Here is an 18,865-nt window from a genome sequence, read left to right on the forward strand (position 1 = left end):
ACGTTGCGATGATGCACACCTCGCCTCGCTCACGTCCCTCCCCGATCACGCCCACTGTCGACCTCAACCGCGACGGCGTTCAGCACGGACATCTGCGGCTGCCATGGTCCAGAGACGATTCCGCATGGGGATCGCTGATGTTGCCGATCTGCGTCATCCGCAACGGCGACGGTCCGACCGCGCTCTTAACCGGCGCCAATCATGGCGATGAATATGAAGGGCCTGTCGCTCTTTATGATCTCGCAGCCAATCTGAAACCGGAAGAGATCAGGGGCCGCGTCATCATTGTTCCGGCCATGAACTATCCTGCCTTTCTTGCGGGAACGCGAACATCTCCCATCGACAAGGGCAACCTCAACCGCAGCTTCCCGGGCCGTCCAGATGGCACAGTTACTGAAAAGATTGCCGACTATTTCACCCGCTACCTTTTGCCGGCAGCCGATATCGTCATGGATTTCCATTCTGGCGGGCGAACACTCGATTTTCTGCCTTACGCAGCCGCACATGCCTTGCCGGATACGGCACAGGAACTCCGCTGCTTTGCGGCGGTCAAAGCCTTTTCGGCGCCTTTCTCGATGCGGATGATCGAGATTGACGCTGTCGGCATGTACGACACGATAGCAGAGGAAGCGGGCAAGGTGTTTGTCACGACCGAGCTTTCCGGCGGCGGTACGATCTCCGCCCGCACTGCTTCCATAGCCAAGCGCGGCATTCGCAACCTTTTGCGCCATGCAGGCATTCTGCAAGGAGAGGTCGAGCTGTCGCCAACAACATGGCTCGATATGCCATCGCAGGAATGTTTCGGTTTTGCCGACACCGAGGGATTACTTGAACCTTTGGTTGATCTCGGAGCTCAGATACGCAAAGGCGACGTCATTGCGCGGGTTCATACCGTCACCCGCACAGGCATGGCTCCGCAGGAATACCGTGCCGCGCTCGATGGAATTCTCGCAGCCCGGCATTTTCCTGGTCTCATCAAAATGGGGGACTGCCTGTCGGTCATTGCCACGATCAGTGAGGAGCCGTCTCCGGGATAGACGATCATTAACGCCAACTGACAAGCCGGACAATAGAACAACCGGCGTTCATAAAGAGGAGTGAACACAATGCGCATGAAACATCTTACAATTTCCGCTCTGTTTTCGGCAGTTGCGGTCTTGTCTTTCACGCTTCCGTCACAAGCTGTCACCATCGATGATCTCAAGGGTGCCGGCTTTGTTCGGGGGGCAACGGCCAATGAGGTGCCCTACGGCTACATGGACGAGAGCGGCGCGGCCAAGGGGATAGGCCCTGACGTCGCCGCAGCGATCTTCAAGAAACTTGGAATTGAAGAAATCGACTGGACTGTTACCCCGTTCGGCTCGCTCATTCCCGGTCTGAAGGCCAAGCGGTTCGAGTTCGTCGCGGCGGAGCAGAATGTCTTGCCGGACCGCTGCAAGCAGGTCCAGTTCACCGTCGCAAATTCGAGTTACGGTGAAGGCCTTCTGGTTCCCAAGGGCAACCCAAAGAACATTCATTCCTATGAAGACATCAAGAAAGATCCATCGCTGAAAGTCGCAATCGTTTCCGGTGCGGACCAGATCGATTTTCTGCATGGAATGGGGATCGATGAATCACAGATCGTCATGATCCAGGGCAATGCCGATGCACCATCGACGGTCCAGACCGGGCGCGCTGATGCCTATGCTGCAACGGAACTGACGGTCGCCAAGCTGGTCGACAATTCACCGGAACTGGAACAGGCGCATCCGTTCACCGATCCAGTTGTGAACGGCAAATCTGCGAGAAGCTTCGGCGCGTTCAGCTTCCGTCCGGAAGACAAGGAATTCTATGAAGCTTTCAACAAGGCGCTCATCGAATTCAAGAAGACAGACGACTACAAAAAAATCCTGATGACTTATGGGCTTAGCGAGGAAAGCGTAGAAGCTGCACGAACAGTGGATACAGCCAGCCTCTGCAATCCAAAGTAAGTTGATTTGCGCCCGCCGAACCGTGAGCGGTTCGGCGGGCATTGTCTCATCTCAATCGGGAGACGATTATATGCATTGGACGGAATATCTTCCCGCCCTTTTCAAGGGAGCGCAAATCACTGCCATTCTTGCCCTCAGTTCGATGGCCATTGGCACCATACTGGCATTTTCCGCCGGAATTGCCCGATTTGCGGGTGGACCGATCCTTTCCACGATTGCGGTGATCTATATCGAGATATTCCGCGGCACGTCTCTGCTGGTGCAGCTTTTCTGGCTCTATTATGCCTTGCCGCTGATCGGCATTTCGTTTGATCCGATCACAACCGGCATCATGGGCCTTGGTCTCAACATCGGTGCCTATGGCGCAGAAGTGGTTCGCGGTGCCTTACAGGCGGTGCCGGAAGCACAACATGAAGCCGCCCGGGCGCTCAATTTCAGCAAGGGTCGTACCTTGTTTCATGTCATTCTTCCGCAAGCAGTAGTCGAAATGATGCCGGCCTTCGGCAACCTTGCCATTCACAACCTCAAGGACACCGCGCTTGCTTCGCTCATTGCGATCAGCGACCTCACCTTCCAGGCCCAGCGCTTGCGAAACCTGACGCTCGACAGCGTGACAATCTATTCGCTGACCCTGCTCGGTTATTTTGCAATGGCGCTCGTGCTGTCAGCGGCCATTCGCTGGCTGGAGCGGCGTCTGAGACGCCAGACCATGGCCGGAGGTTTCGCATGATCTACGGTTATGCCTGGGACACCTCATCCACTCTTTCGTTCGCGATTTCCATTCTGCCAATTCTGGCGATTGGTCTCACCGTAACTTTGAAAGCCGCTGCCACGGGCTTTGCAATTGCGCTGGTCCTTGGCCTTGTCTTTGCTCTTCTCCGTCGCAGCCCATACAAGATCATATCCTGGCCAACGACGGTTGTAGTGGAGTTCCTGCGTGATACACCACTGCTGGTGCAGCTGTTTTTCCTCTATTACGTGCTCCCCGTATACGGCATTGTTCTGCCTGCATTTCTGACCGGCGCTCTGGCACTTGGTCTTCAATATTCGGCCTATACGTCGGAAGTTTATCGCGGAGGTATCGAAGCGATCCCGCGAGGACAATGGGAAGCCGCACGCGCATTGAATCTCACGCCCTGGCGAACCTATCGCGACATTGTCATTCCGCAAGCCATACCCCGGATCATCCCGGCCATGGGCAATTACCTGGTTTCCATGCTGAAGGAGACCCCGGTGCTCTCGGTTGTCAGCATCGTCGACATGCTGAACCTCGCCAATCTGATCGGCGACCGCACCTTCGAATATCTGGTTCCGCTGTCGATGGTAGGCCTGATTTTCCTGGTGCTGACCTTGATCTGCTCGGCACTCATACGCCTGCTCGAACGCACACTTCCAAAAAACGGGATCGCTCTCAAATGACCCAGGAAATTATCCGCTTTCAGGACGTAACCAAGCGCTTCGGAGCGCTGACCGTGCTGGATCGCTTCAATTTTTCCGTCAAATCAGGCGAGAAGGTCACCCTCATCGGCCCCTCGGGCTCAGGGAAATCGACAGTTCTCCGTATCCTCATGACCTTGGAGCCGTTTCAGGAGGGTACTCTCGAGCTTGCAGACATGTCCTATCACGAGCCGAACGGCAAAGGACAATTTCAGGCAAGTGAAGGCCATTTGCGCAAGATCAGGTCGCATGTCGGCATGGTGTTCCAGAGCTTTAATCTGTTCCCGCACATGTCGGTGCTGCGAAACATAATCGAGGCCCCGATTCATGTTCTGGGAATGAAGCGCGCCGAAGCAGAGGCCCGCGCACTCGACCTGCTCTCCCTCGTGGGCTTGACCGACAAGAAAGACCACTATCCTTCGCAGCTATCCGGTGGCCAGCAGCAGCGCGTCGCCATTGCCCGCTCACTTGCCATGCGCCCACGCGTATTGTTGTTTGACGAACCCACGTCCGCTCTTGATCCGCAGCTCGTGGGCGAAGTGCTGTCAGTCATTCGCGGGCTGGCACAGGAGCATGACCTGACCATGCTCCTTGTCACGCATGAAATGCGATTTGCCCGGGAAGTATCTGATCGCGTTTGCTTTTTCGATAAGGGGCGTATCTGCGAGCAAGGCACGCCGGAACAGATATTCCAGACCCCGAGCGAGGCACGCACCAAAGAGTTCCTGCGTTCGGTGCTTTAGAAACTGGCTTTCAGGCGATCGATCCCACATCGTAGACAGGCGGCAATTGCGCAAAGGTCTCGCGGATGGTCTCAAGTGCCGTCTGCAATGCCGGGCGCGAAAGCCGTCCCCCAAGACAGATGCGAATACCACCACTTCCTCGATCAGCACCCGCAACAAATGGGTCCGATGGCGTGACCGCAACGCCTTTATTGGCAAGCGCGCGCACCAGCCCATCCTCAGACCAGTTGCGAGGTATTTTCAGCCAGGCGCATAACGACAACGGATTGTTGCCCGCCACATGCGAACCCAGAATATCGGTTACCTGCGCCTGACGGGATCGCAACTCGCTGCGCTGGATTTCAATCAATTCCGTCGCCGTGCCATCTTCGATCCAGCGGCTGGCCATCTCACCCATAAGATTGACACCGCTCCAGCTTGTGACGCGCAAAATAGATGTAACCCGAATGGAATATTGCGTTGGAACGACGAGGTAACCGGTACGCAAGCCCGTCATAACCGTCTTGGTGAAACTTGTAACAAAGAAGCCAAGATCGGGCAGCAACTCCGGCATGGAAGGCAATTTTTCTTCAAGGATGGGTTTGTAAACCTCATCCTCGATAACGCAGACATCGTATCGCCGGGCAATTTCTGCGATGGCGATGCGACGCCCTGCGCCCATCAGATGACTGGTCGGATTGCCCAGTGTCGGGATCATCACGAGCGCACGAACATCACCGGCCTTGCAGGCGGTTTCAAAAGCATCCGGTAGAATGCCCTGTTCATCAGTAGGGAGTCCACGCAAAGTAAATCCGATCACATTGGCAAGACCTATGATGCCGTGGTCGGTCAGGCTTTCCGTGAGCACTACTTCCCCGGGCTGAACGACGGCGGCAACAGCAAGAAACAACCCATGTGCGGCACCATTGGTGAGGATGATCCGGCCCGGATCGACATCAACCGACAGATTGCGCAGCCAATCCCGCGCGACAGCACGATGTCTGTCCAATCCCGCTATAGGACGGCAGGGGCGCATGAAACTTGCATTGTCCGACTGGCTCAATTCTTCCAGCAGGCGGCGCGAGGCATTCTCGTGCGCTTCGGTATAGACCGCCCGAATGATCGACAGATCCGCCGTTCCGCTAGGATCACGATCGAGCATGAACCGGTCCGCGCGCTCTGTCACCCGGTTGCAGACATATGTTCCCCGCCCAACCTCGCCGCGCAGATAACCACGTCGTTCAGCTTCCTTATAACTGATACTGACGGTCTGCACCGAAAGTCCGAGCTTGTGAGCCAGGTCCCGATGCGTCGGCATACGCATGGCGGGTTGAAGAATGCCCTTTTCAATATCATCGACAATTTTTTCCGTCAGAAGTCGGTGCTTGGTGACCCCCTTGCGCATTTCCAACATAGGTTCCCACATGCGTCTACCGACTCCATCATGACATATTGAGAATTGTCCTATTATACTGAATTAATACCATGACATTCCAGTCAAAACGGCACAGAGAACGAAGCAATTCAAACTGATGGAAACCATTGCGCCAATTTCCCAGAAAATGACTTTGTGGGCGCCTGTCGCGCAGAATAGTTGGTCTGAAATTGTGTCGGAAGTTAGCGATATCGGGTCATAAAAGATGACAAGTCCATCAAAACAAGCTATTGATAGATAAAGCGATTTCTATCGTTTGCCTGTCCACATCGTTCCTCGCCGCCGGACGAAATGCGCATGAATGAAAAACGGAGCCAGCCGGTTTCCAAGCCGCCAAATCCAGCCAAACCGTTCCTCGAAAACGAACGTCCCACGCTGAAGACAATAGCATTCATGACTGGCCTGGGCGTAACCACGGTTTCCCGCGCCTTGAAGGATGCCCCTGAAATCGGCCCCGAAACCCGCAAACGCGTGCAATTGATCGCGAGGCAGATCGGGTATCGCCCCAATCGTGCAGGCGTACGCCTTCGTACCGGTAAAACAAACGTCATTGCGTTGGTTCTTAATACGCAAGATGAAATCATGGGCTTTACCAGTCAGGTCATTCATGGTGTTGCGGATGTACTCGCCGAAACGCAATACCATCTCATTCTAACGCCCTATTTTCATTCAAGGGCACCCATCGAGCCGATCCGCTATATCGTCGAGACAGGTTCAGCCGACGGAATTATATTCTCACGCACAGAACCGGACGACCAACGCGTCCATTATCTGACCGAACATGATTTCCCGTTCGCCACCCACGGACGCACTGATACGGGCATCGAACATCCTTATCATGACTTTGATAATTTCACTTTTGCCCTGGAGATGGTCGGTAAACTGTCAACGCTCGGGCGGAGGCGACTTGCCCTGCTGACTCCGCCAGCGCACCTCACCTATTACCGGCATATGGTGGGTGGATTTTATGAGGGGCTGCGGACCTTTCATTGCAGCGGAACCCCACTTGAAGGGGTTGATCTTGATACATCCCTTGAGGACTTGCGGCTGCATGTTGCTCAACTGATGAAGAGAGCAGATCGGCCGGACGGCATCATCTGCTCCGGCAGTGCGGCTGCATTAGCAATTGTTGCAGGTATCGAAGATGCGGGAATGAACATCGGCAATGAAGTTGATGTAGCAGCCAAACAGTCGACCGAGATTTTGCACTGGTTTCGTCCGGGCCTGATTGTTGTTGAGGAGAGTTTCAAGCTCGCGGGCCAACAACTTGGTAAAGCCATTCTGGGCCGGATCAACGGCAAGGACGTCAAGTCCCTGCAGACAATAGGCTAGGTGGGTGGAGGCCACCCCAATCCCGCGGGATCGGGATAGCCTCCAATCGCTCGGGAGGAGCGATGCAAAGTCAGTTTGCCGCCCGTTTCTTTCTGTTTTCTTCCGGCTGAAGCAAGGCTTCTGCGGCAGCGATATCGAGTGCTTCCGGGCGCGTGCATCGTGTTTCAATGTCGATGAAACGCTTTTCTTCACCTGATCTCAGAATGGCCAACATGACATCGACCCCATGCAGGGCGCGTTCCAGCGAACAGCGCATATCACGACCCTCCAGGATGGCGGCCGCCATATCTGCCAGTCCTGCCGCTCTATAGTTGGCCATCATGCCTTGCGAGTGCTGTTCATTGGCGATGCCAAAGGGGTGTTCCCAGTTTTCGACAGGTTCGGCTGGCTCACCCGGCTTCGCTATCTGTACCTCCCCACCGAAAAAATTTGGGTCCGGCAGATAGAGCGATCCTTCGGTGCCATATAGTTCCATGTTCGCATGGCGGTGCGCCCACACATCCCAACTCGCTGAAAGCGTTATTGTTGCGCCTTGCTCGAATTCCAGCAGTGCGTGAATGGTGGTTGGTGTCTCCACGGGAATCGTTTCGCCTTTGCGCGGTTCCGAACTGATCGTCCGCGTCGGTGTCGCCATGGAAGTCAAAGCCGCGACACGCTTCACAGGCCCGATGAGATTGACGAGATTTGCGATGTAATAAGGCCCGAGATCGAGTATGGGGCCGCCGCCATGCTTGAAGAAGAAGTCCGGGTTCGGATGCCAATGCTCCATACCGTGGCTCATGACGTGGCATGTGCCTGAAGTGATACGGCCGACATTTCCACTATCGATTTCGCGCCGCGCCAACTGGTGCGCACCGCCGAGAAACGTGTCCGGAGCGCACCCCACTTTGAGACCTCGGCCGTCGGCAAGTGCCTTCAGTTCCAGCCCCTGCTCCATTGAAAGAACCAGCGGCTTTTCCGAATAGGCGTGTTTGCCTGCCGCCAGTATCTGCTTGGTTACGGCATAGTGGGCATCTGGAATTGTCAGGTTGACGATGATGTCTATGTCATCATTCCGAAGCAGTTCCTCAATAGTCTGTGCCTTTACGCCGAACTCTTCTGCCCGCGCATTTGCCGCCGCCAGATTGATATCTGCGCAAGCCCTCATTTCGATGTTTCGAAACATAGGCGACAGCCGCAGATATGCAGCCGATATATTACCGCAGCCGATAATCCCGACACCAAGTGTCCTGGTCATTTCTTTCTCCAACTTAGAAAGTTCTTACGGTTTCGATGGAACGGCTCGCAAACCGGGTATCGTCCGACGGGTTATCGTGTTCCATGATGAAATAGCGGGCAGGCGTCTTGCGCAAAGCCGTAAACAAGGCAGGCCAGTCGACGGTCCCGTGACCAACATCTTCCCAACCGTCTTCGTCGGCCTTTTCTCCATTCACCGCGATGTCCTTCACATGAACTGCCAGTATCCGGTTGCCGTAACGCTCGATCCATTCAAGCGGGTCAGCTCCCCCTTTGATGATCCAGGCAATATCGGCCTCCCATACCAGATCGGGCGAAGCATTCAGGATGTGTTCCTGCGGCACGGAACCGTCAGCCAAGGGCCGGAACTCGAAATCGTGATTGTGCCAGCCAAAGGCATAGCCTTCCTTGCGATAAGGCTCACCAGCCGCGACCAGGCGTTTACCAAACTCCTGCCAACCAGCGACACTTTCCGGGCGGCGATCTGCATCGAGATAAGGACAGAAGATCGCCTTCATATCGGCAACCCTGGCAATCTCCAGAACGCGGCTCACTTCATTTTCCAGCATATCCAGACCAAAATGGCCGGTAGGCATGGAAAGCCCCAAAGCATCGAGATCCTTCTTTAATCGAACGGGATCACCATAAATCCCCCCGTAACCTTCTACACGACGATAGCCGAGGTCGCGCAACATTGTGAGTGTGCGCTCCAGCGGCTGGAAATTACGAGAGCTGTAAAGCTGATAGGAATATCCGTTCATGTCCTTATCCTTTGAACTCGTTCCAGAACTACGTTGGTTTTTCTGAGCAAAATGCACCCGTGCGGATCGACGCGGTGTCCGATCCGTCAGCAAAAACAATGGTCGCCTCTTGCTGAAGGCTGTTAAGGGGAGCGTTGTTCTCTGTTCATCTAAAGCCTCTCCTCCGTTTGAGCATCGAAAAGCGACAGAGTATCGGGTTTGAAGCCGATCCTGACCTTGTCTCCTGCCCGATAACGCTTTCCGGCTTCCACGCGCGCGGAAAGCGGATGCCCGTTCAGCCGAAGCCAGACCAGACTATCGGCGCCCATCGGTTCATCCAGATCGACCGTCGCCTCGAATCCGTCCTCGACCTCAAGCCTGACATGTTCCGGACGAACACCGAGTGTTGCCTTCCGACCCGGCTGTAGCGCTCCGTCATATCCGTCCAGCCCTACGGCTGTCTGTCCGATGTGGAATACGGCCTTTCCTTCTGCGACCGCAATTTCACCAGCGAAGAAATTCATCGATGGCGACCCCAGGAAACCCGCGACAAACCGGTTCTTCGGGCGGTTGTAGATCGTCAGCGGGTCGGCCAGTTGCTGAACCACGCCACCTTTCATCACGGCAATGCGATCCGCCAGTGTCAGCGCTTCAATCTGGTCGTGGGTAACGTAGATCATCGTGTTGCCGAGTTTCTGATGAAGACGTTTGATCTCGACGCGCAGCTCGGAGCGCAATTTTGCATCGAGATTGGAAAGCGGTTCATCGAACAGGAACACATCGACGTCGCGCACCAATGCACGACCGATCGCAACACGCTGACGCTGACCACCAGACAATGCCGAGGGTTTGCGTTGCAGCAAGGGTTCGATCTGGAGAATTTCGGCAGCACGCTTGATGCGTTTGTCGATCTCCCCCTTCGGCAGACCGGCCACGCGCAATCCGAAAGAAAGGTTCTTTTCGACAGTCATCTGCGGGTAAAGCGCGTAGGATTGAAACACCATGCCGATGCCCCGGTCCTTTGGCTCATCCCAGGTGACATTTCGGCCCTTGATGAAGATGCTGCCTTCGGAAATATCGAGAAGACCAGCCACGCAATTGAGCAGCGTCGACTTTCCGCAACCGGATGGCCCCAGAAGCACGAGAAACTCGCCTTCCCCGATTTCCAGATTGAGATTTTGCAGCACATTGACCGTGCCGAAGCCAAGCGACAGGTCCTGGATGGAAACGCTTGAATTCATGAACTCATCCTTTCACTGCGCCAGCGGCAATACCGCGAACGAAATAACGGCCGGAGAGGAAGTAAACGAGCAGTGGCACGGCACCGGTCAGGATCGTGGCTGCCATATTGACGTTGTATTCCTTCACGCCCTGCATGGAATTGACGATATTGTTCAACTGCACGGTCATCGGAAAATTCTTCGTTCCGGCGAACACCACGCCAAACAGAAAGTCGTTCCAGATACCGGTCACCTGCAAAATGATCGCAACTACGAAAATTGGCAGTGACATCGGCAGCATGATCTGAAAGAAAATTCGCCAGAAACCTGCACCGTCCACACGCGCCGCCTTGAACAATTCCGGCGGCAGACCGGCGAAATAATTGCGGAACAGCAGCGTGAGGATTGGCATGCCGAAAATCGTATGGATGAAGACAACGCCGGTCAGCGTGCCGAAAATTCCCAGTTCGCGTGTAATGATAACGAGCGGATAGAGCATGACCTGATACGGAATAAACGCCCCGAACAGCAGCACCGCGAAGAAGATTTCCGATCCCTTGAACTTCCAGTTTGCCAGCGCGTAACCATTCACCGATGCGATCGCGATGGAAACGATCACGCTCGGCACGGTGATCTTGATGGAATTCCAGAAACCTGCGCTGATTCCTTCGCAATAAAGGCCGGTGCAAGCCTGGCTCCATGCCTTGACCCAAGGTTCGAACGTGATTTCGACCGGCGGCGCAAAGATGTTACCGAGCCGGATTTCAGGCATACCCTTCAGGGATGTGACAACCATCACATAAAGCGGCAGCAGGTAATAGACGGCAGAAACAAACAGCACGCTGTAGAGCATGATGGTTGCTGGGGCAAAGCGCCGTTTCGGTTTGCGCCCCCAGGGCTGAGAGACCTGCTTCGCCGCAGGACGCGTCTGGTCCGTCGCAGCTTCGGTTCCGGCTCGTACCCTCCCGTTCAGAACAGCTTCCGTCATCGCGTTTTTCTCCGGCTATGCTCAAACATCGTCCACGGAACGAGGATGATCAAAACTGTAGTCAACATGACCGTAGATGCAGCAAGCCCCTGCCCCAGATTGGCCCAGCCGAACATGAAGTCGTAGACGTATTTTGCCGGCACTTCCGATGCGATGCCGGGACCGCCATTGGTCATGGCGACAACCAGATCGTAGAGTTTGACGATGCCGGTCGCGATCAACACGATGGTCGTCACCAGGACGGGACGCATCATCGGCAGGATGATGAACAGATAGGTTTTCCATTTCGGAATGCCGTCAACTCGTGCGGCCTTCCAGATTTCCTCATCGACACTGCGGAGCCCCGCCAGCATCAGGACCATGACGAGCCCTGTCATCTGCCAAAGCCCGGCAATGACAATCGCATAAATGACGTAGGTCCGGCTCGACAGGATCGCGATATGGAAATTTTCAAAACCTACATCGCGGACCACTTTCTCCAGTCCGAGTTGTGGATTGAATATCCACTGCCAGACGAGACCCGTCACGATACACGACAAGGCATAGGGATAGAGAAAGATTGTGCGGAACGTATTTTCGAAACGAATCTTCTGGTCCATCAACGCCGCAAGCACAAAGCCCGTCACGAGCGAAAAGCCCATGCACAAGACACCATAGATCGCAAGATTGCGGACCGACACATGCCAGCGGGTGGCAGAGAACAGGCGCGTGTATTGATCGAAGCCGACAAAGTTCAACATCGGCAGCGATTTGGAAGACGTGAAGGAATAAAGGACTGTCCAGAGCGTGCAGCCAATGAAGACCACGAGAACCGTCGCGATCATCGGAAGGGCTGCAACTTTCGCATTCAGATTGCGAAATATTCCCGGCGGCTTTCGACGATTGCCCTCTTCGATGACGGCCATGATATTCCTCCCTATCCCGGTTTTCGGGGTCCTGCACCGCCATCCTCAGGGACGGCGCAAGACCAGACCGAGACTATTGTGCCTGCTCGATAATCTCGGCAAAACGTTCCTGAATGTCGTCAACGGTCATATCGGGATTGGAGAAAAACTCAGCCGCCAGACTTTCGATCTGTCCTTGCGTGTCCGGTGCGCGCAATTGCTCCACTGATGGAACGATGTTATCCGGGTTCTTCAAAATCTCGATGCCCGCACGCATGCAAGTCGATGCTGCCTCAAGGTCGACATCGCCCCGGATCGGCAGAGAACCCTTGGCAAGATTGAACGCGACCTGCGTATCCTTGGAAACAAGCATGCTAGCCAGCTTTAGCTGCGCTTTCGTAACTTCCGGGTCCTTGTTCTTCGGGAAGTAGATCGCGTCGCCGCCAGTATCCAGATACGGATGGACACCGAGTCCCGGCAAGCAATCATAATCCTTGCCTGCAACCTTTCCGGCTGTACCAAACTCACCCTGCGCCCAGTCCCCCATGATCTGTGTTCCTGCGCGGCCGGTCAGCACCATATTGGTTGCCTCGTTCCATGAGCGGCCAACATAACCCTTATCAGCCAGTTCGCGTGCCTGCGCCAGCGCTTCAAAGACCTTCTTCATTTCAGGCCCTCGCGCCGCATCGGCATCCTTGTCCTTGTTGACCTTCAGGTAAAGGTCCTTGCCGCCAATCGCAGTCGTCAGGACGGTCAGTATGCCGTTCACCTGCCACCCGTCACCGGTTGCGAGAGGAACGATGTTCTTTTCCTTCAGCTTGGGAGCCGCAGCGACAAGATCATTCCAATTCTTGGGCGGTTCTGTTCCGGCATCACGAAATGCTTGCGGATTGACCCACATCCATTCCCAGGAATGAATATTCAGCGGAACGCAGTAAAGACGTCCTTCAAAGGTGCAGGATTCCAGGAGGCTCTTAGGGCGAATGAAATCAGCCCAGCCTTCCTTTTCAGCAAGCTCGGTCAGGTCCATCATCAGGCCGCCTTGCACCAGCTCTTCAGCCTGCCGTCCATGATTGAGCTGCGTCGCCCCCATCGGATTGCCGCCCAGAATTCGGCTGATAATGATCGGGCGTGCGGTAGAGCCGCTACCGGCTATCGCTCCATCGACCCATTTGTCGCCGCCGAGCGCATCAAATTTTTCAGCAAGAACCTTGACCGCCGCAGCTTCACCGCCGGATGTCCACCAATGGGTGACTTCAAGATTGGCCGCCGAGGCCGAACCTACCATTGTCAACGCTGTCATAGCCAGACAAACGGATGCGGTGAGCGTCTTTGCTCTTTGAAGCAACATTCCATCTCCTCCCAAATCTGAAACGTTACAGATATGGTATTCAAAAAGGTCTCACTTGCAACCCCTCTTCTGCGTATCTTCAGAGATTCCGCATCTGTAGGAAAATTAAGTTGTTGTTTTAACGATATTTTTCCGATGGCGTTTTTCTCGGAGCAAAGCATTCCAGTATGTGCCATTTCCGAACGAACGGCTGTCGAAGTGTCAGAAGCCGAAGAATCTGTAACGTTACAGTTACAAGCAATTGCAATAGAAAAAGCGCCCGTTTGGGCGCCTTCTCATATTTTTTCAAAACCAGATTGAATCAGGCGGCTTTTGTCACCAAGCCGTGCGGATCGAGAACAAACTTCTTGGCAGCGCCCTGATCAAAGCTCTCATAGCCCTTTGCCGCATCTTCAAGCGATATCACCTGAGCGTTGACAATATCGGCTATGTTGAGACGTCCATGAAGGATAGCCTGCATCAGCTGCCGATTGTACTTCAGCACGGGCGTCTGCCCCGTATGGAACGACTGCGCCTTGGCCCAACCGAGACCGAAGCGCAGGGACAAGCTACCTTGCTTTGCGGCATTATCGACGGCTCCCGGATCTTCAGTGACATAGAGCCCTGGAATACCGATGGCCCCCGCCGGGCGGGTGATCTCCATCATCTGGTTAAGCACAATTGCGGGTTGTTCGCCTCCGCTGTGGCCCCGTGCTTCGAAACCAACGGCGTCGATAGCACTATCGACTTCGTTACTGCCGGTGACCTCTGCAATCATGTCGCCGAGACGGTCGCTGGCTGAAAGATCGATCGGTTCAAACCCGACCTTCCGTGCGTGATCCAGACGTTCCTTGTTGAAGTCGCCGATCATGACGACCGCAGCTCCCAGAATGCGTGCGGATGCGGCGGCGGCAAGACCGACTGGCCCCGCGCCCGCGACATAGACAATCGAGCCGACTCCGACGCCAGCCTTGACGGCACCGTGAAAACCGGTTGGCAAGATATCGGAAAGCATCGTCAGGTCGCGGATTTTTTCCATCGCCTGTTCGCGATCAGGAAATTTGAGCAGATTGAAATCCGCATAGGGAACCATGACATAGCGGGCCTGTCCGCCGATCCAGCCTCCCATATCAACATAACCATAGGCGCCGCCGGCACGCGACGGGTTGACCGTCAGGCAAACGCCAGTGTCCTGGGATTTACAGCAGCGGCAACGTCCGCAAGCGACGTTGAATGGCACCGAAACGATGTCGCCCACGTCAAGCATTTCAACATCGCTGCCCTTCTCGATAATTTCACCGGTAATTTCATGGCCAAGCACAAGACCGGGCATGGCAGTGGTGCGCCCCCGGACCATATGTTGATCTGAGCCGCAAATATTGGTGGAAATTACCTTCAGTATAACGGCGTGGTCCAGCTTCCTCCCATCCGGTGCCGCCAACACTGGGTCTTCAATATCGCGTACTTCGACTGTCCCGGGCCGCAAATAAACGACGCCACGGTTCTTGCTCATGTCTACCTCCTCCAGGTCGAACAACACTGACAGATTTCAAACAATGCAATGATCGATAGTTTTCCGGGCATACGTTGGAACGCCCGTTTCTCGGAGGTTACAGACAGAACGCGTGTGGTTCAGTCCCAATCGCGACACGTCTCATTCAAATTGACCGTCAGAAGACTGGCTGCGGGCAGTCAGTAGGTAGCGGACTTTGCCTGCGCCGCATCTTCGTCGAAAATGAATGCAGGACCAATCACACGTACATTGCGGTCACTCATGGGAGCAAAAGACGTTGCCGAAATCGCGACCTCATCATTGCGTGTCGGTCGGGTGTCCGGCATGGGCACGACCACGTTTTTGAATGCACGACTGCCTTTGCTATTGGCTCGCAATTCGCTGATCTTGTTGACATAACCAGCCCAATCGCACTTCTTGAAATCGCTGCCGCCTTGATAGGCGTAGGCAGTTGGAAGCTCGATGTAGGACTTGCCGTTGGAAACGGAAATCATGTCCGCTGTTTCGCCATTCGGATCGGTCAAAATATAAAGATCGACATTCTCCCCCTGACAGATAAAGCGGCATTGCGCCAATGTCTCCGTCACATTGTCGGATTTCTGAAACTGCGAATGCGGAGCCGGGAAAAGATAACCGTCCGACAAGCGCACGCAATAGGTCAAGGCGCCCTTCACACCGCTGGGAACCCACGGCTTGCCGGGCGTGTTGACCGAAGACGTTTTCGGCCGATCGAGTTTTACTTTTGCAGTTTGCGGTGCAGTCGGCTGTTCGGCACACGCCCTAGAAGAAAGCGAACTGGACGCGAGTTGCCGCTGGATTTCAGCAACACGCTGGGCAAGATCACGACACGGATTGAAGAAACCTCCACGTTCGTCGCCCCCCTTGCAGCCACGGCTCCGCTCCATTGCGCGCAGGGCTGAAAGCTGGCGTTGCGTCATCAAATCCGCGGCGCCGGCTGCTCGCGTGCAGGACGCGGCAGCCAATTGCGGATAACAAATCAGTCCGATCATAAGCAGCAAGGCGAAAGATTTTGTCACAACAACACCGTTGAACCCCAAGACTTCTGACAATTATCCTGCCGACAAGAGGTGAAGCGGCCTTTCCATTTCCGAATTCCCGCGCTTGGGGTTCAGCACTTCATCCGGGTCCATCTCCGAGACCAGAGCAGCCAACGCCAATCGCAGATAAAGAGGCGCATCAGTCCGATCTATCGCCTTGAGGGCAACTCGCGAAATACCGAGAGAATGAGCCAGTTCCTGCTCGGATGTGTTCAGGGATGCACAGATTCTCGCGAGCTTTTCGTATGCACGTCTACCCATTGCCGTCGTTCCCTCCTCCAATTTTCTGGCGATCCGTTTCGGTCGCCATTGTTTTTCATCGTTCTGTTTCAACCCGAGACGGCCTTACCCTTAACCGGTGATCGCCCCCGACTTGATGAGGGCTGCAATTTGATCCGGGGCGAGCTTTGTCTCGGTCGGAGATGAAGCCGCAGGAGCCCAGATTACGGTCACGCATCATCTCAACTATTGGTCATATCTTGCCCGCAACAATAGAAGGACATTTTCTTACATTAAGCAACGTGAAATATCAGACAGAAAATGAAACTACTTCAACCAAACAAGGATAACCAAACAACCCTTATTCATGCTCCAATATGGCACATGCCGAATTTGAGTATACCGACTCCTTGTATACTTTTTATGCTAAATATTTGATTTCTATATCAAATAAGTCAAAATCCCCTTGAATAGGGGGATGCCAACACCCGCAAATTTTACTATCTTTAATTGAAATACAACAATCACATCAAATCTAAATTGCAGAGATTCCAAACGAAACAAAGGTTACCTTTATCTGGAAGAATGGAGCCCCAATGCGCTTTCGGGTCGGGTGCAGTAGCAGCGCATGGATTGAATCAAAAAACTGGCGAAGAATCGACACCAGGGCGACGCAAGTGCGCGCGACCTTCTGCTCGCCAAGTCGGACGCAAACGGGGATGTGAGTCCCTAGAAGTCATCCCGGTGGCGAATGGATTGCAGATAGGCGTAGGCCGTACCCAAAAGCACGGGCACGATTACCAGAGCGGTCCAGAATAGAATGTTGCTCATCTCTGCCCTCTCCCATAGTGCGTAGCGATGTGCGTTCTGCATCTCTGCAGGCACTATTCTAACACGGAAATGGCCGTCCTGTTTCAAATTCTTAATGGGAGGTTAATGCGCTTCGACGCCCTGACGGGCAAATATCGTCACCAACCAGTCGATAAATACTCTGACCCGCGGAGAAAGCTGACGGTCACGGGGGTATATGACAGAGACTGGTGATGGAGTTGGAGGATAAGCGGTGAGTATCTGCACCAGTTTACCATCAACGATGTGCTTCAACGCATGATAGCGGGGAATCTGTATGATCCCCAGCCCCTCACAGGCAGCAGCGGTATAGCTCTCGGCGGCATTGACCGTGACCGACGCAGGGATCGTGACGGTTCGCAATTTTCCGTCGATCATGAATTCCAGCGGCATGCGCGTAATACTACCGCTCGCCCTGAAACCGATCATCCGGTGACCTTCGCCCAACTCATCGGGGTGTTGGGGGTGTCCAAATCGCGAGATATAAGAAGGGGATGCGACGGTGATCTCATCCAGCATCGTAACCCGCCGGGCAATCATGTCGCTGTCTTGCAGCGAACCAACGCGCAGAACGCAATCGATACCTTCCCGAACCAGATCGACGAACCGGTCTCCCTCGGTCATATAGAATTCGATCTCGTTATATTTTTCCAGAAAGGCGGGCAGTTCGGGAAAAAGAAAATGACGGGCCAATGTTCCTTGAACTTCAACCCGAAGCAGACCTTTGGGCGCAACTCCGGAAAACCCGCCTTCGGCATCCTCCACATCAGCCAGAATTGCTGTGCAACGCTGATAATAAGCCTGACCGTCAAGCGTTGGGTTGACGTGTCGGGTGGTGCGTAGAAACAGCTGCGTACCCAGTCGTCTTTCAAGCTGCTTGATCGCGTCGGTAACGGTGGAACGCGGAATTCCGAGATCTTCGGCAGCCAGGGTAAAACTGCGGCGTTCCAATACGCGGGTGAAGACCCGCATCGCGTCGAACCTGTCCATCTGATTGTTCGCTCTTCTCGGATAGTGATAACAAATAATGCCCGATTAAACGGTTAGAGAAAAGTGCGATCTTGTTGGTGCTTACAAAACGGACCTAAGTGATCGGAGCACAGAATGTCAGATATGAAAAACAGGGTTGCCATCGTCACCGGAGCATCGCGAGGCATCGGTGCCGCCATTGCCGAACGTCTGGGGCGCGATGGTTTTACGGTTATCGTCAACTATGCCGGCAACGCTGCGATGGCCAACGCCGTAGTGACCAGGATCGAGGCTACGGGTGGCGTCGCGCTATCAGCACAGGCCGATGTTGCCGATCCCGTCGCAGTAAAGAAAATGTTCGATGCCGCCGAAACCGCATTCGGAGGAGTTGACGTCCTCATCAATAATGCCGGTATCATGGCCCTATCACCTCTCGCTGCTACCGAAGATTTGGATTTCGACAAGACTGTATCGGTCAATCTAAAAGGGACATTCAATACTATGCGGGAGGCAGGCAGGCGTCTGCGCGACAATGGACGCATTATCAATTTTTCGACCAGTGTGGTTGGCCTGAAACTGGAAAATTACGGTATTTACGCAGCGACCAAGGCCGCCGTCGAAACGCTGACGGCTATCATGGCCAAGGAAATGCGCGGTCGAAACATCACCGTCAATGCCGTCGCCCCCGGCCCCACCGCGACTGACCTCTTTTTGGATGGAAAATCCGAGGAAGTCGTTGCTCGCATGGCGAAGATGAGCCCGCTCGAACGGCTCGGCACACCGGAGGACATCGCAGGCGTAGTTGCGTTTCTCGCGGGACCCGACGGCGCTTGGGTGAACGGCCAGACCTTACGCGCCAATGGTGGGATCATCTGAAATACGGACATGCTCTGCGAGGCAGGTATCTCGCAGAACGTATTTCCCCTAAAACTATCCTAATAGTTGTAGATAATCCCTATTCGC

19 protein-coding genes are annotated in these 18,865 nt (G+C 54.5%); 8 read left to right on the plus strand and 11 right to left on the minus strand.

The window, feature by feature from the left end; all coding sequences use genetic code 11:
- Positions 1–8: 8 nt before the first annotated feature.
- The 5 genes from doeB to ehuA all read left to right on the plus strand — a co-directional run bounded on the left by doeB (position 9) and on the right by ehuA (position 4,150).
- Positions 9–1,037: a N(2)-acetyl-L-2,4-diaminobutanoate deacetylase DoeB gene (gene doeB / locus JNC63_RS00755; protein WP_021585647.1), complete on the plus strand. Its 1,029-nt coding sequence runs from the start codon at positions 9–11 to the stop codon at positions 1,035–1,037.
- A 69-nt stretch (positions 1,038–1,106) separates the two neighbouring features.
- A complete protein-coding gene (gene ehuB, locus JNC63_RS00760; protein ID WP_021585648.1) occupies positions 1,107–1,970 on the plus strand; it encodes an ectoine/hydroxyectoine ABC transporter substrate-binding protein EhuB in 864 nt (287 codons plus the stop codon).
- 70 nt (positions 1,971–2,040) lie between these two features.
- Complete coding sequence (gene ehuC / locus JNC63_RS00765; protein ID WP_063620441.1) at positions 2,041–2,700, plus strand: ectoine/hydroxyectoine ABC transporter permease subunit EhuC; 660 nt, start codon at positions 2,041–2,043, stop codon at positions 2,698–2,700.
- Positions 2,697–3,389 carry an ectoine/hydroxyectoine ABC transporter permease subunit EhuD gene (gene ehuD / locus JNC63_RS00770; RefSeq protein WP_006468720.1) on the plus strand — a complete coding sequence of 231 codons (693 nt, stop codon included), beginning with the start codon at positions 2,697–2,699 and terminating at the stop codon, positions 3,387–3,389. The genes ehuC and ehuD overlap by 4 nt, the downstream gene beginning before the upstream one ends.
- Complete coding sequence (gene ehuA, locus JNC63_RS00775) at positions 3,386–4,150, plus strand: ectoine/hydroxyectoine ABC transporter ATP-binding protein EhuA (protein ID WP_021585650.1); 765 nt, start codon at positions 3,386–3,388, stop codon at positions 4,148–4,150. The genes ehuD and ehuA overlap by 4 nt, the downstream gene beginning before the upstream one ends.
- Before the next feature lie 10 nt (positions 4,151–4,160).
- Here the strand turns inward: ehuA and ehuR are convergent, their stop codons facing one another.
- Positions 4,161–5,555 (minus strand): MocR-like ectoine utilization transcription factor EhuR, encoded by a 1,395-nt coding sequence (ehuR, locus tag JNC63_RS00780; RefSeq protein WP_031346218.1) that lies wholly within the window; start codon positions 5,553–5,555, stop codon positions 4,161–4,163.
- A 306-nt stretch (positions 5,556–5,861) separates the two neighbouring features.
- On the opposite strand from ehuR, the gene JNC63_RS00785 reads away from it, so the two are divergent.
- Positions 5,862–6,896, plus strand: a complete 1,035-nt coding sequence (locus JNC63_RS00785) for a LacI family transcriptional regulator (protein ID WP_021585652.1) — start codon at positions 5,862–5,864, stop codon at positions 6,894–6,896.
- 70 nt (positions 6,897–6,966) lie between these two features.
- On the opposite strand, the gene JNC63_RS00790 is transcribed toward JNC63_RS00785, so the two are convergent.
- From JNC63_RS00790 to JNC63_RS00815, 6 genes are all read right to left on the minus strand, one after another.
- Positions 6,967–8,133: a Gfo/Idh/MocA family protein gene (locus tag JNC63_RS00790; protein ID WP_021585653.1), complete on the minus strand. Its 1,167-nt coding sequence runs from the start codon at positions 8,131–8,133 to the stop codon at positions 6,967–6,969.
- A 13-nt stretch (positions 8,134–8,146) separates the two neighbouring features.
- On the minus strand, positions 8,147–8,893 hold the full coding sequence (locus JNC63_RS00795; protein WP_021585654.1) for a sugar phosphate isomerase/epimerase family protein: 747 nt from the start codon (positions 8,891–8,893) through the stop codon (positions 8,147–8,149).
- 149 nt (positions 8,894–9,042) lie between these two features.
- Entirely contained in the window at positions 9,043–10,113 is a 1,071-nt protein-coding gene (locus tag JNC63_RS00800) for an ABC transporter ATP-binding protein (protein ID WP_021585655.1), read from the minus strand.
- Between the two features lie 4 nt (positions 10,114–10,117).
- A complete protein-coding gene (locus tag JNC63_RS00805; RefSeq protein ID WP_006468713.1) occupies positions 10,118–11,080 on the minus strand; it encodes a carbohydrate ABC transporter permease in 963 nt (320 codons plus the stop codon).
- Complete coding sequence (locus JNC63_RS00810) at positions 11,077–11,985, minus strand: carbohydrate ABC transporter permease (RefSeq protein WP_075041470.1); 909 nt, start codon at positions 11,983–11,985, stop codon at positions 11,077–11,079. The genes JNC63_RS00805 and JNC63_RS00810 overlap by 4 nt, the downstream gene beginning before the upstream one ends.
- Positions 11,986–12,058: 73 nt before the next feature.
- On the minus strand, positions 12,059–13,315 hold the full coding sequence (locus tag JNC63_RS00815; protein WP_021585658.1) for an ABC transporter substrate-binding protein: 1,257 nt from the start codon (positions 13,313–13,315) through the stop codon (positions 12,059–12,061).
- A gap of 33 nt (positions 13,316–13,348) precedes the next feature.
- Between JNC63_RS00815 and JNC63_RS00820 the strand changes: the two genes are divergently transcribed.
- A complete protein-coding gene (locus JNC63_RS00820) occupies positions 13,349–13,615 on the plus strand; it encodes a hypothetical protein (RefSeq protein ID WP_139309250.1) in 267 nt (88 codons plus the stop codon).
- A gap of 1 nt (position 13,616) precedes the next feature.
- On the opposite strand, the gene fdhA is transcribed toward JNC63_RS00820, so the two are convergent.
- From fdhA to JNC63_RS00840, 4 genes are all read right to left on the minus strand, one after another.
- Positions 13,617–14,807, minus strand: coding sequence for a formaldehyde dehydrogenase, glutathione-independent (gene fdhA, locus JNC63_RS00825; RefSeq protein ID WP_006472269.1), 1,191 nt, complete (start codon positions 14,805–14,807; stop codon positions 13,617–13,619).
- 179 nt (positions 14,808–14,986) lie between these two features.
- The gene (locus tag JNC63_RS00830; RefSeq protein ID WP_241083975.1) at positions 14,987–15,745 is read right to left on the minus strand and encodes a DUF2865 domain-containing protein; all 759 of its coding nucleotides are present in this window, start codon (positions 15,743–15,745) and stop codon (positions 14,987–14,989) included.
- Between the two features lie 132 nt (positions 15,746–15,877).
- Positions 15,878–16,126 (minus strand): hypothetical protein, encoded by a 249-nt coding sequence (locus tag JNC63_RS00835; protein WP_006472270.1) that lies wholly within the window; start codon positions 16,124–16,126, stop codon positions 15,878–15,880.
- A gap of 891 nt (positions 16,127–17,017) precedes the next feature.
- Entirely contained in the window at positions 17,018–17,923 is a 906-nt protein-coding gene (locus JNC63_RS00840; RefSeq protein ID WP_021585661.1) for a LysR family transcriptional regulator, read from the minus strand.
- A gap of 114 nt (positions 17,924–18,037) precedes the next feature.
- On the opposite strand from JNC63_RS00840, the gene JNC63_RS00845 reads away from it, so the two are divergent.
- On the plus strand, positions 18,038–18,778 hold the full coding sequence (locus JNC63_RS00845) for an SDR family oxidoreductase (RefSeq protein ID WP_021585662.1): 741 nt from the start codon (positions 18,038–18,040) through the stop codon (positions 18,776–18,778).
- Positions 18,779–18,865 lie beyond the last annotated feature (87 nt).

The sequence above is a fragment of the Brucella ciceri genome (assembly GCF_041930145.1).
GTDB lineage: Bacteria > Pseudomonadota > Alphaproteobacteria > Rhizobiales > Rhizobiaceae > Brucella > Brucella intermedia.